The sequence below is a fragment of the Actinomadura sp. WAC 06369 genome (assembly GCF_003947565.1).
Classification (GTDB): Bacteria; Actinomycetota; Actinomycetes; order Streptosporangiales; family Streptosporangiaceae; genus Spirillospora; species Spirillospora rifamycini.
This window is the reverse complement of the sequence record NZ_QHJN01000099.1, coordinates 1-12,380: the sequence shown is the minus strand read 5'-3', so window position 1 is coordinate 12,380 and position 12,380 is coordinate 1. Positions and strand designations below refer to the sequence as shown.

The 12,380-nt window shown below is 71.9% G+C and carries 16 protein-coding genes and 1 pseudogene; 9 read left to right on the top strand and 8 right to left on the bottom strand.

Annotated features, from left to right (window positions below; genetic code table 11):
- Positions 1–19: 19 nt before the first annotated feature.
- The 3 genes from DMH08_RS24705 to DMH08_RS24695 are packed head-to-tail and all read right to left on the bottom strand — an operon-like array spanning position 20 to position 2,028.
- Entirely contained in the window at positions 20–490 is a 471-nt protein-coding gene (locus DMH08_RS24705; RefSeq protein ID WP_158642386.1) for a nuclear transport factor 2 family protein, read from the bottom strand.
- A complete protein-coding gene (locus DMH08_RS24700) occupies positions 487–1,320 on the bottom strand; it encodes an NAD(P)H-binding protein (protein WP_026403792.1) in 834 nt (277 codons plus the stop codon). Before DMH08_RS24700 ends, DMH08_RS24705 begins: the two co-directional genes overlap by 4 nt.
- Positions 1,321–1,350: 30 nt before the next feature.
- A complete protein-coding gene (locus tag DMH08_RS24695) occupies positions 1,351–2,028 on the bottom strand; it encodes a DUF998 domain-containing protein (RefSeq protein WP_125618016.1) in 678 nt (225 codons plus the stop codon).
- A 137-nt stretch (positions 2,029–2,165) separates the two neighbouring features.
- Here DMH08_RS24695 and DMH08_RS24690 point away from each other — a divergent pair, with 137 nt between their 5' ends.
- The 3 genes from DMH08_RS24690 (at position 2,166) to DMH08_RS24680 (ending at position 4,476) form a co-directional block, all read left to right on the top strand.
- A complete protein-coding gene (locus tag DMH08_RS24690; RefSeq protein ID WP_125618014.1) occupies positions 2,166–2,813 on the top strand; it encodes a winged helix-turn-helix transcriptional regulator in 648 nt (215 codons plus the stop codon).
- A gap of 96 nt (positions 2,814–2,909) precedes the next feature.
- Positions 2,910–3,518 carry an RNA polymerase sigma factor gene (locus DMH08_RS24685; RefSeq protein ID WP_051301042.1) on the top strand — a complete coding sequence of 203 codons (609 nt, stop codon included), beginning with the start codon at positions 2,910–2,912 and terminating at the stop codon, positions 3,516–3,518.
- Complete coding sequence (locus DMH08_RS24680; RefSeq protein ID WP_125618012.1) at positions 3,511–4,476, top strand: CU044_5270 family protein; 966 nt, start codon at positions 3,511–3,513, stop codon at positions 4,474–4,476. Before DMH08_RS24685 ends, DMH08_RS24680 begins: the two co-directional genes overlap by 8 nt.
- 51 nt (positions 4,477–4,527) lie before the next feature.
- Here DMH08_RS24680 and DMH08_RS24675 read toward each other — a convergent pair whose 3' ends face one another.
- Positions 4,528–5,292, bottom strand: coding sequence for an MBL fold metallo-hydrolase (locus DMH08_RS24675; RefSeq protein WP_125618010.1), 765 nt, complete (start codon positions 5,290–5,292; stop codon positions 4,528–4,530).
- Positions 5,293–5,319: 27 nt separating this feature from the next.
- On the opposite strand from DMH08_RS24675, the gene DMH08_RS24670 reads away from it, so the two are divergent.
- Positions 5,320–5,733 (top strand): MerR family transcriptional regulator, encoded by a 414-nt coding sequence (locus DMH08_RS24670; protein WP_084550662.1) that lies wholly within the window; start codon positions 5,320–5,322, stop codon positions 5,731–5,733.
- 118 nt (positions 5,734–5,851) lie between these two features.
- On the opposite strand, the gene DMH08_RS24665 is transcribed toward DMH08_RS24670, so the two are convergent.
- On the bottom strand, positions 5,852–6,253 hold the full coding sequence (locus DMH08_RS24665) for a hypothetical protein (protein WP_125618008.1): 402 nt from the start codon (positions 6,251–6,253) through the stop codon (positions 5,852–5,854).
- A gap of 244 nt (positions 6,254–6,497) precedes the next feature.
- On the opposite strand from DMH08_RS24665, the gene DMH08_RS24660 reads away from it, so the two are divergent.
- A complete protein-coding gene (locus tag DMH08_RS24660) occupies positions 6,498–6,839 on the top strand; it encodes an AraC family ligand binding domain-containing protein (RefSeq protein WP_199747986.1) in 342 nt (113 codons plus the stop codon).
- A gap of 41 nt (positions 6,840–6,880) precedes the next feature.
- Positions 6,881–7,414, top strand: coding sequence for a helix-turn-helix transcriptional regulator (locus DMH08_RS24655; RefSeq protein ID WP_199747993.1), 534 nt, complete (start codon positions 6,881–6,883; stop codon positions 7,412–7,414).
- A 91-nt stretch (positions 7,415–7,505) separates the two neighbouring features.
- Here the strand turns inward: DMH08_RS24655 and DMH08_RS24650 are convergent, their stop codons facing one another.
- Together DMH08_RS24650 and DMH08_RS24645 are read right to left on the bottom strand one after the other, a co-directional pair.
- Positions 7,506–7,898, bottom strand: coding sequence for a YccF domain-containing protein (locus DMH08_RS24650; protein WP_026404463.1), 393 nt, complete (start codon positions 7,896–7,898; stop codon positions 7,506–7,508).
- Positions 7,899–8,069: 171 nt separating this feature from the next.
- Positions 8,070–8,228 (bottom strand): annotated as a pseudogene (locus tag DMH08_RS24645) (transposase); the annotation flags it as partial.
- Between DMH08_RS24645 and DMH08_RS24640 the strand changes: the two are divergent.
- Positions 8,218–8,721, top strand: a complete 504-nt coding sequence (locus DMH08_RS24640; protein ID WP_199747992.1) for a hypothetical protein — start codon at positions 8,218–8,220, stop codon at positions 8,719–8,721. The pseudogene DMH08_RS24645 and the gene DMH08_RS24640 sit on opposite strands and share 11 nt — an antisense overlap.
- A gap of 619 nt (positions 8,722–9,340) precedes the next feature.
- Here DMH08_RS24640 and DMH08_RS24630 read toward each other — a convergent pair.
- Positions 9,341–10,237 carry a LysR family transcriptional regulator gene (locus DMH08_RS24630; protein WP_125618002.1) on the bottom strand — a complete coding sequence of 299 codons (897 nt, stop codon included), beginning with the start codon at positions 10,235–10,237 and terminating at the stop codon, positions 9,341–9,343.
- Between the two features lie 177 nt (positions 10,238–10,414).
- On the opposite strand from DMH08_RS24630, the gene DMH08_RS24625 reads away from it, so the two are divergent.
- The gene (locus DMH08_RS24625) at positions 10,415–10,864 is read left to right on the top strand and encodes a nuclear transport factor 2 family protein (protein ID WP_199747985.1); all 450 of its coding nucleotides are present in this window, start codon (positions 10,415–10,417) and stop codon (positions 10,862–10,864) included.
- Between the two features lie 97 nt (positions 10,865–10,961).
- Positions 10,962–12,380 (top strand): MFS transporter (locus DMH08_RS24620; RefSeq protein ID WP_125617998.1); only part of this gene is annotated, 1,419 nt, incomplete at its 3' end.

The window sequence follows — 12,380 nt, the reverse complement described above, 5'->3', positions numbered from 1 at the left end:
CTCATTTCCTCGCGTTGGCTTAGTCGGCGTAGGTGAGTTCGGCCCTGGTGATGGCCGAACCGGAAACGGTGAAGGCGTAGTGGGCCGCGAAACCGCCGGTGCCTCCGGGGGCGAAACGCACCAGCAGGCGCTGATGGCCGGGCCGGTCCTCGACGATCTCGCTCACCGTGAGGGTCCCGCCGATGACCTCGGCGTCCGCCCAGGCGCGGATGGCGTCGCGGCCGTCGAAGCGGCGGCCGACGTCGATCAGGACGGCGTCCTCGGCGAACGCTCCGGCGAGCGCGTCGAGATCCTCGTCCGCGACGGCGTCGACGTAGGCGCGCACCGGCGGCAGCAGCCCCGACACCGCTCGCGCGGACGTGCTCGCCGCCGCCGGCGGCTCGTCGGCGCCGCCGCAGCCCGCCGAGAGAGCGAGAGCCGCCGCGGCGGCGACGGACGCGACGAGCAGGCGCCGCGGCCGCCGGGGCGCGGAACCGATCGCCGCGCTCACCGGCGGAAGCCGTCGGCGTGCGCCTTCGCCCACTCCCCGAAGGTCCGGGGCGCACGGCCGGTGACCTCCAGGACGGTCGGGCGGACGACCGACTCGTCGAGCGAGCCGCCGACGTAGAAGTCGAAGAACGCGTCGACGTACTCCGCCGGCATCGCGGCGGTCATCTCGGCGCGGGCCTCCTCGTTCGACAGTCCGACCGCGCGCAGGTCCCGCCCGAGCACTCCGGCCAGGACGGCGACCTGCTCGGCGGGCCGCAGCGCCTCCGGTCCGGTCGGCCAGAGGATCTCGCCCCGGTACCCGTCGCCGAGCAGCGCCCGCGCCGCGACCGCGCCCAGGTCGAACGGGTCGACGCACGCCACCGCCACGTCCGGGAACGGGACCCGGATCCGGTTCCCCGCCCGGATCTGCGGCAGCCACCGCAGCGCGTTGGACATGAAGCCGCTCGGCCGCAGGAACGTCCACGGCACTCCCGACTCCCGGACGGCCGCCTCGGACAGCGCCATGTAGCGCGTGACCGCGTTGGTCATGTCGCCGCTCCCGGCCGAACCGCCCGACAGCAGCACGACGTGCTCCACGCCGGCGCGCCGGACCTCGGCCAGCAGGCCGGGCATGTCGGCGTGACCGGGCAGCAGGAACGCGGCCCGCACGTCCCGCAACGCGTCCGTCAGGGTGTCGGGCCGGTCGAGGTCCCCGGACACCGCCTCGGCCCCCGCCGGGAGCCGGGCCTTCCCCGGTTCGCGGACCAGCGCCCGGACGGGCGCGCCCTCAGCGGTCAACGCGCGCACGACCTCCGAGCCCACGTTGCCGGTGGCACCCGCAACAAAAATCACGATGTGTCTCCTTTCCTGGACGTCTTCACGTCACCGTTCGGCCGGCGGCGCGGTGGCGAGCCGCGCGGTCGTCGCGGTGAGCCACAGCAGGCCGAGCGCCGCCCCCGCGGTGAAGGCCAGCACGCTGCCGGCGGACCCGGCGAAACCGGCCAGGACCGCCGCCGGGACGATCCGGGAGGCCGCGGCCCAGCCGCGCCGGCCCTGGGCCGCGAAGCGCCGGGCCAGCACGAGGAACGCCGCGCACAGCGCCAGGTAGCCGACCATGCCGCCGAGCATGTGGACGGTGCCGCTGGTGCTGAGCGCGGCGGTGCCGTCGTCGGGGGTGCCGGCGGGGAAGCCGGCCCCGGGGTCGGCGCTGAACACCGCGCTGACCAGGAACGAGGCGCCGAACACGGCGATGAGCCGCGGGGCCCAGGTGCCGCCGGGTCCGCCGTCCAGCACCCGCCGGATCCCGGCCGCGCCCGCGATGATCAGCACGCCGGTGAGCACGAAACTGGTCTTCTGGATCCAGCCCAGGTCACCGAGGCTGAGCTGGCTGATGGCGTTGCGGGTGAAGTCGTAGCCGTCCCGGAGCAGCCCCTGGGCCACGCCCGCCGCGAGGAACAGCGGGCCCGCGAGCATCGCGGAGCCCAGCAGCGGACGAGTCGCCGGACGGGCGGCGCGCACGGAGCGGACGGTGGCGGCCTGAGGGCGCATCGTGTGGGTCATGAAAGCTCCTTGATCGGTGGTTCTCGCGCGGAGAGGCGGGCGGGTGGACCGGTTCGAGCACGCCGGCGGCGAACGGAAGCAAGCTTGTCTTTTGCAAGCACACTTTGTCAATCGAAGCTCAATGTAGGATGTGCAGCATGGCGGCTCGTGAGTACGGACAGTTCTGCGGCCTGGCCCGCGCGTTGGAGATGATCGGCGAACGCTGGACGCTGCTGATCGTCCGCGACCTGCTGTCGGGGCCCAAGCGCTACACCGACCTGCGCAAGGGGCTGGCGACCATCCCGACCAACATCCTTTCGACCCGGCTCAAGCAGCTCGAAGAGGCGGGCCTGGTCGTCCGCCGCGCACTGCCCCACCCCGAGCGCGCGGTCGTCTACGAGCTCACCGGCTACGGACGCGACCTGGAGCCGGCGCTGATCGCGCTCGGCCGCTGGGGCGCCCGCACGATGACCGAGCCCCGGCCCGGCGAGACCGTCACCGCCGAATCGGTGGCGATGGCCTTCCGCACCACCTACCGTCCGGAAGCGGCCGGGGACGCCACGGTCGGCTACGAGGTGCGCATGGGCGACTTCACCCTCCGCATCCAGATCACCGCCGGAGCCCTCACGGTCGGCATCGGCCCGCACCCGGACCCCGATCTCGTCATCGAACGGCAGCGCGACCAGGCCGTCCACGCCCTGCTGACCGGCGCCATGACCCCGCGGCAGGCACTCGCGGACGGCGGCGTCCGGGTCGAGGGCGAGCCCGAGCTCCTCGACCGGTTCGTCCAGGCGTTCCGCTTCTGACCGGCCCCCCGGCGGCCCGCGCGACTCCGGCGAGAAGAAGAACCTCGGGATCGGGCAATCAGCGCTGATTCCCTTTCCGAGAAAGGCGCCGGATGCATGACAGTGACCCACCCCGGCCCGCAGGAGGCCCCCGACAGCGGCGGTGCGACCGACGCATCGATCATCGCCAGATCGCGCGACGAGCCGGAGTGCTTCGGGCAGATCTTCGACCGCTACTTCCCGGCCATCCACCGGTACGCGGCCGTGCGGCTGGGCCACGCGGCCGCTGACGACCTGGCGGCGGAGACGTTCCTCGCCGCGTTCGACAGGCGGGACCGCTACGACACGGCGCGGCCCGACGCGCGCCCGTGGCTCTACGGCATCGCGACCAACCTGATCTCCCGGCACCGCCGCGGCGAGACGCGGCACTACCGGGCGCTGAGCCGGGCCGCCGGGACGGACGGCTCCGGCGACCACGCCGACCGGATCGCCGACCGGGTGAGCGCGCAGCAGCTCGGCCCCGATCTCGCGCGCGGGCTGTCCGGCCTGTCGCGCGGCGACCGCGACGCGCTGCTGCTGGTCGCGTGCGCGCAGCTCAGCTACCTCGAGACCGCGGCGGCGCTGGGCATCGCGGTCGGCACCGTCGGATCCCGCGTCAACCGCGCGCGGCGCAAACTCCGCAAGGCATTGGGCGCCCAAGCACAGGAGGCGACGACCCATGGATGAGATGAAGCTGCTCCACGACCGCTACACCGCCCTGCCCGGCCCCGGCCCGCGCGCCGGAGCCGAGGCGCGGGCCCGCCTGGAGGACCACATGCGCAGCGACCGGACGCACCGGACGCGCCGGCCGCGGGCACGCCGCGTCCGTCCGGTGTGGGGGCTGAGCCTCGCCGCCGGGGCCGCCGCGGCGATCGGCATGGCGACCGCGGCCCTCCCCGCGGACGGCGGCCCGGCGCCCGCCGTGCGGGCCCCGTCCGCGCAGACGATCATGCTCGCCGCCGCGGAGAAGGCCGAAGGGGCCCCCGCGAGCGGGAAGTACTGGAAGGTCGCCACCGTCGGCCTCGCGAACGGCACGCACGTCGAAGCGTCCTGGACGACCGCCGACGGCCGGCGCTGGGTCGCGTTCCGGACGGACCGGCCGACGGACGGTTCGCCCGCCACCGGGCTGAGCAGGGCGAAGGGGCCGCGGCCCTCGGGCCCGACCGTCCTGGGCCCGGACCCGTCCCCGGCGGAACTGCGGAACCTCCCGTCCGACCCCGGGAAGCTGAAGGCGCTCGCGGAACGCAACGTCCCGCGGACCGCGCCGGACGCCGAGACGGGCTCGGCACCGATCACCCGCGAGGGCTACCTGCTGGAGGCGTTCGTCGGCCTGCTCACCCGGCAGCCGGTCGAGCCCGGGGTGCGGGCGGCCGCGTTCCGCGTCCTGGCCGACCTGCCCGGCGTCGCCTCCGCGGGCAAGGCCACCGACGGGCTCGGCCGCAAGGGCGTCGCGGTGCGGTTCACGCAGACCACCCCGCAGTCCGGCGGCACCCGGATCCGGCTGATCATCGACCCGGAGACGTCCCGGGTCCTCGCCGAGCAGGTCACCGCCGACGCGAAGCGCAAGAACGGAGCGAAGAGCACCGTCCACTACCTCGACGCCGCATGGACGAACGAGCCCCCCGCCGTCCCGGCCCTCCCCTAGCAACCCGCCGCCCCGGCCCCGCCGCGCGACGCGGCGGGGCCGGGCACGGACTCAGCGCGGCATCTCCCACCGCTCGCCGGTCGGCAGGTCGGTCACGGCCAGGTCCGGGCCGGACGTCCGCGCCGCGATCGCGCCCGCGTCGCGGGCGGTGCCGCCGGTGCGGAACATCCACGAGAGCGGGTCGTGCCCGTGGGCCTCGTGCACCGGCACCAGCACCCGCGCCCCGAGCACGGACGCCCCGGTGACCGCCTCGTCCGGGCCCATCACCAGGCGCGGGCCGAGCGGCGGGCGCAGCCCGTTGACCGGCAGCAGGGCCAGGTCCACCGGCGGCCGCTCCGCCCGGTACCGCTCCAGCGGCGCGACGTCGGCGATCTCGCCCCCGAAGAACACCCGGCCGCCCGCCGCGCCGAACACGTACGCGTTGTTCGGCCACACCAGGGTCCGTCCCGAAGGCACCACCTCCATGGACACCCCGGGGGCGATGTCGACGGAGCGTCCCGCCTCCAGGCGCTCGGCGCGCAGGAACCCCAGCTTCCTGGCGCGGCGGGCCATACCGGACGTCGGCACGTACAGCGGCGTGGTCTCCCTGGCCGCCAGGTCCCGTAGTCCGCGCAGGTCCCAATGGTTGGTGGCCAGATTCGTGACGACGATGGCGGCGAGCGGCGGCAGGTCCCCGATCCGCAGGCCCAGCGGCTCCCCGCGGCGCAGCCACCACCGTTCGGTGAACCACGGGTCGGTGAGGACGGCATGGCCGTCCAGCTCCAGCAGCACGCAGGAATTGACCACGCGGGTGACGGCGATCGATGGCTTGATCATGCGGTCAGCGTGCAGGTTAATGTGCACATGAAGTCAAGCGATGGGCTGGCCATCGGTGAGCTCGCGGAACGGTTCGGGCTCGCCGCGCACGTACTGCGGCACTGGGAGAGCATGGGCCTGCTGGAACCCGCGCGACGCACGGGCGGTCGGCGCACGTACGAGCCGTCCGACCTGGAACGCGTCGCGTTGATCCTCATGGGCAAGGAGGCCGGCTTCACGCTGCGGGAACTGCGCACGCTGCTGTCCACCCCGAACCCGATGGACCACCGCGAGGCACTGCAGCGCCACGTCGCGGAACTGCAGCGACGCATCGACCGGGCGCAGGCCGCCAAAGACCTCATCGAGCACGCCCTAACCTGCCCGCACCCTTTCCCCGGATGCGAACACGCCCGCGCCCAGATCAAAGCCCACATCCCACCCACCCCGGGCGCAGAGAAATGACGCACTGAAAGATCTGTACAAACGCGTCCACGCGACCATCGTGCCCCTGTTCACGGCGGCCACGGCCGTGGGCAGCCCATCCTTTTCTGCTGACCGAGAATTGCGGACGTTCGTGTGGCTAGTGATGCTTCGTCGCAGTCGCCTGGTCAGCGGTCGGCATTGCCGGCCGCTGGCCCTTGAGCATGACGGCGAGAAGCGCGGCTCCCGCGATCAGGAAGGCCGCTCCGACGGTGAGCGCCGCCGAGAAGCCTTCGATCGCCGGATCGGACGATGTGCCGTCATGGCGGACGGCCAAGGTGACGAGCGCCGCCAGTCCCACCGCGCCACCGAGCTGCTGGACGGAGCTGAAGACGGCCGAGCCGAGCCCGGCGTTGTCTTCCGTGGTCCCGGCGACGGCGGCGACCGTCAGAGCGGGCAGGCTCAGCCCGCAACCGGCGCTCGTGACGAGCATGCCCGGCAGCACGCCGACGGCATAGCCGTCGCCCGGCGCGATCCTTGACAGCAGGAGCAGGCGACCCATGCCAAACCAGTGGTTCCGAACCCCAGGTCCTCCTTGATGCTGGGGAGCGCGACGCTCACGACCGTGTCGTCCAGGACGAGCATGTACTGGACGAAGCACAGCACCACCAGCGCCGGACGGCGGCGGACCGACACTTCCGGAAAGTTGATCTACGGGCATGCGACGGACGCTACGCAGCGGCGGCCGTGGCCACTATCCGCGACGAGGCCGCACCATGTCGCATTGAGGACATAGCCTGAAGCGCATGCTCGACGCAGGAGACGGCACCGTCCCACCCGGGATAGGCGCGATCGTGGTCGGGCACTTCCCTCTGGCCTCCGGCGAATGGATCGCCCCGCACAGCCACACTCACCATCAACTCGCCTGGACGCGGCGCGGCGTCGTCGGTGTCGCCGTCGGGGACGCCCACTGGGTGCTCCCGCCCACCCGGGCCCTATGGCTGCCCGCCGGAGTCGTCCACCGCACCAGTGCGACACGCAAGCCTGCCGCACTGATCAGAAAGGAGAGCACCAGGGTCGGGCGCACCCCGAGACACGGCACTGCCCGGGAAGCAAGCCACATCGCCACGAGCAGCCCGGCGCCGTAGGGGAGATAGGCGACGCCGGCTTCCAGCGGTCCGTAGACGCGGTGCTGCACGGCCTCTATTTCGATCCCGCTCGATGCCACCTGAGCTGGCCGGAGCCCACACCGGTGGGCGTCGACGGCCTGCTGGCCCATCTCATCGTCCACCTCGGCCGGCCGGACCTCGCCGAGGGCGCGCGGCTGCGGGCCGAGGCCGTCGTCCTGGACCTGCTGCGCCCGCTGCCCGCGACCCCCATCGACGTGCCGGTTCCCTCGGACGAACGCGTGCGGGCCGTGGCGGACGCGCTGCTCGCCGATCCCGCGGACAGGCGCAGCCTCGATGCGCACGCCCGCGCCGTCGGGGTCAGCCGGCGCACGCTGACGCGGCTGTTCATGCAGGACACGGGCATGAGTTTCGACCGGTGGCGCACCCACGTGCGCCTGCGTGCCGCGCTGCCGATCCTCGCCGAGGGGCACCTGGTGTCCCACGCCGCGCACCTGGTCGGATACGCGACCCCGAGTGCCTTCCTCGCGGCTTTCCGCCGCACCGTCGGCACCAGCCCCAAGCGCTACCTCAACACGGGAATTGTGCCGAAGTGATTCATGCCTGCTCAGACCCGAACCTGCGCTTCGAGCACCGGGGCGACGCCAGGAGATCCAGCCAATCGATTGCGAACCCACAACCTACGGATCAGGCGAAGCTTCGCGGGTCATTCGTTGCCACGACCTCACGGCCCAGCGGTGTCAGCGAGACGGGGATCAGCTTGAAGTTCGCGATGCCCAGCGGGATGCCGATGATCGTGATGCACAACGCGATGCCGGTGAAGACGTGCCCCAGCGCCAGCCACCATCCCGCGAAGATCACCCAGATGATGTTGCCGATGCTCGACGCTACGCCCGCGTCTGTGCGCCGGACCAGCGTTCTGCCGAACGGCCAGAGCGCGTAGTTGGCGATCCGGAACGACGCGATGCCGAAGGGGATCGTGATGATCAGGACGCAGCAGATGATGCCCGCGATGACGTAAGAGGCGGCCATCCAGATTCCGGCCAGCACCAGCCAGATGACATTGAGTAGGGTGCGCACCGCCACACCGTAGCGAACTCGACGCAAACAGTTGTGTCTCGACGTGAGGGGCCAGGTCGCTGATCGGGTGGTTTCAGCCCGGTGGTCTCGGGCAGCGAAGGGACCGGCGTGGGCGGGTCAGGAATGCCCGGGCCCCAGGACGGCCTCAGCGCGGCCCTAGTGTTCGGCCTGGACGCTGCGGTGGACACCACGCCGTATCCGTTTGCTGGTCAACTCCGCGAACCACCGCTCGACCAGGTTGAGCTAAGAAGAGCCTGTCGGGGTGAAGTGCAGATGGAAACGCGGGTGCGCCAGAAGCCACCTGCGGATCGCCTCGGTCTTGTGGGTCGCCCGTATCGTCCACGACCACCAGGCGGAAGGACGTCCGATCGGGCAGGCGACGCTGAACCGGATCCGCGGGACGCTGCGCAGTGCGCTCAACACCGCGCTGCGGGACGGCCTCGTGACCGAGAGCCCGGCGGCGCTGCTGGTGTTGCCGGCGGCGCGGCGGCCGCGGGCGGTGGTGTGGACGGCCGGGCAGACCTCCGCGTTCCTGCACACCATCGGCGGTCGCCGTCTCTACGCTGCCTACCACTTGATCGCGCTGCGCGGGCTGCGGCGCGTCGAGGCGGCCGGGCTGCGCTGGGTGGACGTGGACCTGGAACACGGCACCGCGGTGATCTGCCAGCAGCTGCAGCGGCGGAACGGCCGTCTGGAGGCGTGTCCGCCCAAGACCGCGCACAGCGTCCGCGTCATCGCGCTGGACCGCACCACCATCGCCGCACTGCGGGCACCAAGCGGCGCCGGCGACCATCGAACCTCAAGCGACGGCCCGCCGCCGTGAACGAAGGCGGGCGGACGACCACGGCGTTGGCCGCGTGATCGAGAGCTTCTGCTCCGCGTCCTGAGTCGTCTCCATCGAAGGACTAATCGAACATCGCCACCGCGTCCGCCCGGATGAGGGCGGATGCGCGTCCGGTGCTGTCCCGAGGATCGGGCTGGTGGCGATGACCGGGGGAGCGGGTGAACGGGGTCCGCCGTCCCTGCTTCCGGCCTCAGGACGGCCTCAGGCGGGCTCAGACATGATCCCTGATACGTCCAAGCGCAGGCGTTTGCCCTGGTTAGGGGTGGTGGGTCGCGTGGGACTCGAACCCACAACCTACGGATTAAAAGTCCGGGGCTCTCGTATCAGAGCGGCGCTCTCAGGGTTGCACTGCACCGCTCTGTCCGTATCCAGCACCATCTCCATGCCGCTACCTCCCGCCCCGTGCCGTTCCGTTTCGAAACCGCCGAGCGAACAACGAGCGAACACGGCCGACCAGCGGCGCGTGCAGGTGTCCATCGGAGTTCAAGTCGGCGGACGGATCGAGCCCGTCCCCCTAAGTCAGCTACCGCCTACGTGCTCGTCGCAGAGTGGCTGGTCCAGGTGGGCAGGTAGATCCGTGAGACCTCAAGAAATGCGATCAGGGTCGGTCGTTGATGAGGTCGTGGGCGGCTTGGGTGAAGGCGCGGACGCGTGCGGTGGTGTTGTCGGCTCGCCATAGCAGGCCCCATTGCAGCGGTGGGGCGTCGCTGAAGGGTATGTAGGCCACGTCGGGGCGTGCGTAGTAGCGCCTGGCCTGGGCTCCGACCGGGAAGACGCCGCGGCCGGCGCCGATGAGGGTGAGTATCTCGTTGAAGGTGGCGCCCGTCGGGCCGAGGTCGATCGGGCGTCCGGACGGTGTGGTGTGCGGGGTGCGGTCGTCTCGGAGCGAGTCGGGCAGTGTGTCGGGAAGCTGGAGCAGGGTGACCCGGGCCAGGTCTTCCATGCTGACCGTTGGGCGGGACGCGAAGGGGTGTCCTACCGGGACGGCGAGCATTCGTGCTTCCGATACCAGGACGGGACCGGTGGCGATGCCGGGTTCGTCGACGGGGAAGGTGCCCAGGGCCAGATCGGTTTCGCCGTCGCGCAGCCACGGCATGAGGTCGGTCATCTGTGCCTCGCGGAGCCGAACCTCGCAGGTGGGCTGGCGCTGCCGGAACAGTTCGGTGGCTCCGGCCAGCAGTTGCCCGCCGGCGGCGCCGACGAAAGCGACCCGCAGTGTGCCGGTCAGGCCGCGGCCGATCGCGATGGTCCGTTCGAACGCGCTGCCGATCTGGTCCCAGGCCGGACGCAGGTCCTCGTACAGCTGCTGTCCTACCGGGGTCAGCTCCACGCGGCGGCTGGTGCGGTTGAACAGCGGCACCCCGGCGCGGCGTTCCAGTCTGGCGATCGTCTGGCTGATCCGGGCGGTGGACACGCGCAGCCGCTCGGCGGTACGGCCGAAGTGCAGCTCTTCGGCGAGGGTGAGGAACGCCTCCACCTCGTGCCGCTCCAGCATGATCCCCCATCGTTAAGGCTCGTTTCACGATCATTGCACAGGACCGCGTTGTTCGGCCTTTCCTGCAGGACGAGGGTGGAGCCGCTCGAACATACCCTTCGACCTGCACGGGAGCATGAGTTGTACGTCATTGATGAGCAAGCGCTGTCCGTTCCGGCCGCCGACACCGATGCTGTCGTGCGAGAGCTGCGGGACCGGGCCGAGATCCTGGACGCGCTGTACCGGTTCGCCCTCGGCCAGGACCTGAAGGACAGGGACCTGCTCGCGTCCGCCTTCGCCGCCGACGCCGAGCTGGACTTCCGGCCCGCGGCCGCCCGATGGGGCGGACGGCCGCCGGTGATGACCGGACGGGACACCATCGTCACCACGATCCTGGCCATGTTCACCGATCGTGTGGACACCACCCACCAGGTCACCAACCCCCGCATCGCCGTCGACGGCGACACCGCGCGCCTGACCGCGCTGGTGGAGGCCCAGCACCTGCTCACCGCCGACCACGACACCTTCGCACTGCTGAAGAACCCCTACGACGTCGACCTGGTCCGCGACGGGCAGCGCTGGATCGTCCACCGGATGCGCATTGCCAACACCTGGTACACCGGCGACCCCACCGCGATCTTCGGCTGACGGTCGCCCATCTCCGGCGGCCGGCCGTCAGGCTCGCCCCGCGTTCCCTCCGCGCACCACGTCCGTCTCTTCTGATCTCTCATCGAGGTGTCTCCCGATGTCCGCTGTCCACCAGGCCCGGGACGGGTTCCCCCGCCCCGGGCTCGCCTTGGCGCTGTTGGCGTTCGCCCAGCTGATCGTTTCGCTCGACTACAACATCGTGTACGTGGCGCTGCCGGAGATCGCCGACGCGCTCGGCTTCTCGGCACAGAACCTGCAGTGGGTGATCAGCGCCTACGCGGTGGCGTTCGGCGGGTTCCTGCTGCTGGGCGGCCGCGCCGTGGACCTGTTCGGACCACGCCGGATGTTCATGTTGGGGCTGGTCCTGTACGCGGTGTCGTCGCTGGCGGGCGGGCTTGCCACCACACCGCTGCCGCTGGTGGCGGCCCGCGTCGGGCAGGGGCTCGGCGGCGCGCTGCTGTTCCCCGCCACGCTGACGCTGGTGTCCACCGGATTCCCCGAAGGTCGTGAACGCAACCGGGCCTTCGCCGTGTGGGGCACCGCCGGCGGCAGCGGCATGATCCTCGGGTCGCTGCTGGGCGGGATCCTGACCGAGGCGTTCGGGTGGGCCGCGGTCTTCTACGTCAACGTGCCGCTGGCCACCGCGGCCGCCCTGCTGGCCCTGCCGCTGGTCCCGCGGAGCGGCACGCGCACGGTCGTCCGCCGGTTCGACCTGGCCGGAGCGCTCACCGCGACCGCCGGAACGACGCTGGTGGTGTTCGCCCTGGTGCAGGGGCCCGAGTCCGGTTGGGACGCGCCGGCCGTGGCGGGCGCCGCGGTGCTCGGCGCGGCGTTGCTGGTGGCGTTCGCGGCGATCGAGGCCCGCAGCGCCGACCCGCTGCTGCCGCCGCGGCTCCTGCGTGGCCGGGATCTGGGCACCGGCGCGCTGGTCACGTTCCTGTACATGGCCACGTTCGGCACCCTGCTGTACTTCCTGACCGTCTACTTCCAGGTCGTGCAGGGATACGACGCGCTGCGCACCGGGCTGGCGTTCCTGATCCCGATGGCCGCCATCGTCGCCGGGTCCCAGCTCGCCGGACGGCTGGCGATCGTCCGCGGCGCCCGTACCGCCATGATCGCCAGCCTCGTCGTCGGCGGCCTCGGCACCGTCGTCCTGGGCGTGAGCCTGACCCCCGACGCCTCCTACCTGGCCCTCGTCCCGGGGCTGGTGATCCTCGGTGTCGGGCAGGGCGCGGGCTACACGCTGATGTTCGGCGCCGCCACCGCCGCGATCCCCGCCGACCAGCAGGGCGTCGCCTCCGGGATCGCCTCCACCACCCAGCAGATCGGCGGCGCCGTGGGCCTGGCCGTCCTGGTCGCGATCGCCCACAGCCACACCGAAGGGCTGACCGGGACCGCTCTGCGCGCCTCCACCACCGACGGCCTGCGCACCGCCGTCTTCGTCGCGGCCGCCGGGATCGCCCTGACCGCCCTGGTCGCGCTCGGCTTCACCCCCGCCCGCCGCGCCCGCATCGGC

Excerpts from the sequence above, each read along its gene's own strand:
- DMH08_RS24695 (WP_125618016.1), bottom strand. The coding sequence starts at position 2,028 with ATGACCCACACGATGCGCCCTCAGGCCGCCACCGTCCGCTCCGTGCGC.
- DMH08_RS24690 (WP_125618014.1), top strand. The coding sequence starts at position 2,166 with ATGGCGGCTCGTGAGTACGGACAGTTCTGCGGCCTGGCCCGCGCGTTG.
- DMH08_RS24685 (WP_051301042.1), top strand. The coding sequence starts at position 2,910 with ATGACAGTGACCCACCCCGGCCCGCAGGAGGCCCCCGACAGCGGCGGT.
- DMH08_RS24680 (WP_125618012.1), top strand. The coding sequence starts at position 3,511 with ATGGATGAGATGAAGCTGCTCCACGACCGCTACACCGCCCTGCCCGGC.
- DMH08_RS24675 (WP_125618010.1), bottom strand. The coding sequence starts at position 5,292 with ATGATCAAGCCATCGATCGCCGTCACCCGCGTGGTCAATTCCTGCGTG.
- DMH08_RS24670 (WP_084550662.1), top strand. The coding sequence starts at position 5,320 with ATGAAGTCAAGCGATGGGCTGGCCATCGGTGAGCTCGCGGAACGGTTC.
- DMH08_RS24665 (WP_125618008.1), bottom strand. The coding sequence starts at position 6,253 with ATGGGTCGCCTGCTCCTGCTGTCAAGGATCGCGCCGGGCGACGGCTAT.
- DMH08_RS24660 (WP_199747986.1), top strand. The coding sequence starts at position 6,498 with ATGCTCGACGCAGGAGACGGCACCGTCCCACCCGGGATAGGCGCGATC.
- DMH08_RS24630 (WP_125618002.1), bottom strand. The coding sequence starts at position 10,237 with ATGCTGGAGCGGCACGAGGTGGAGGCGTTCCTCACCCTCGCCGAAGAG.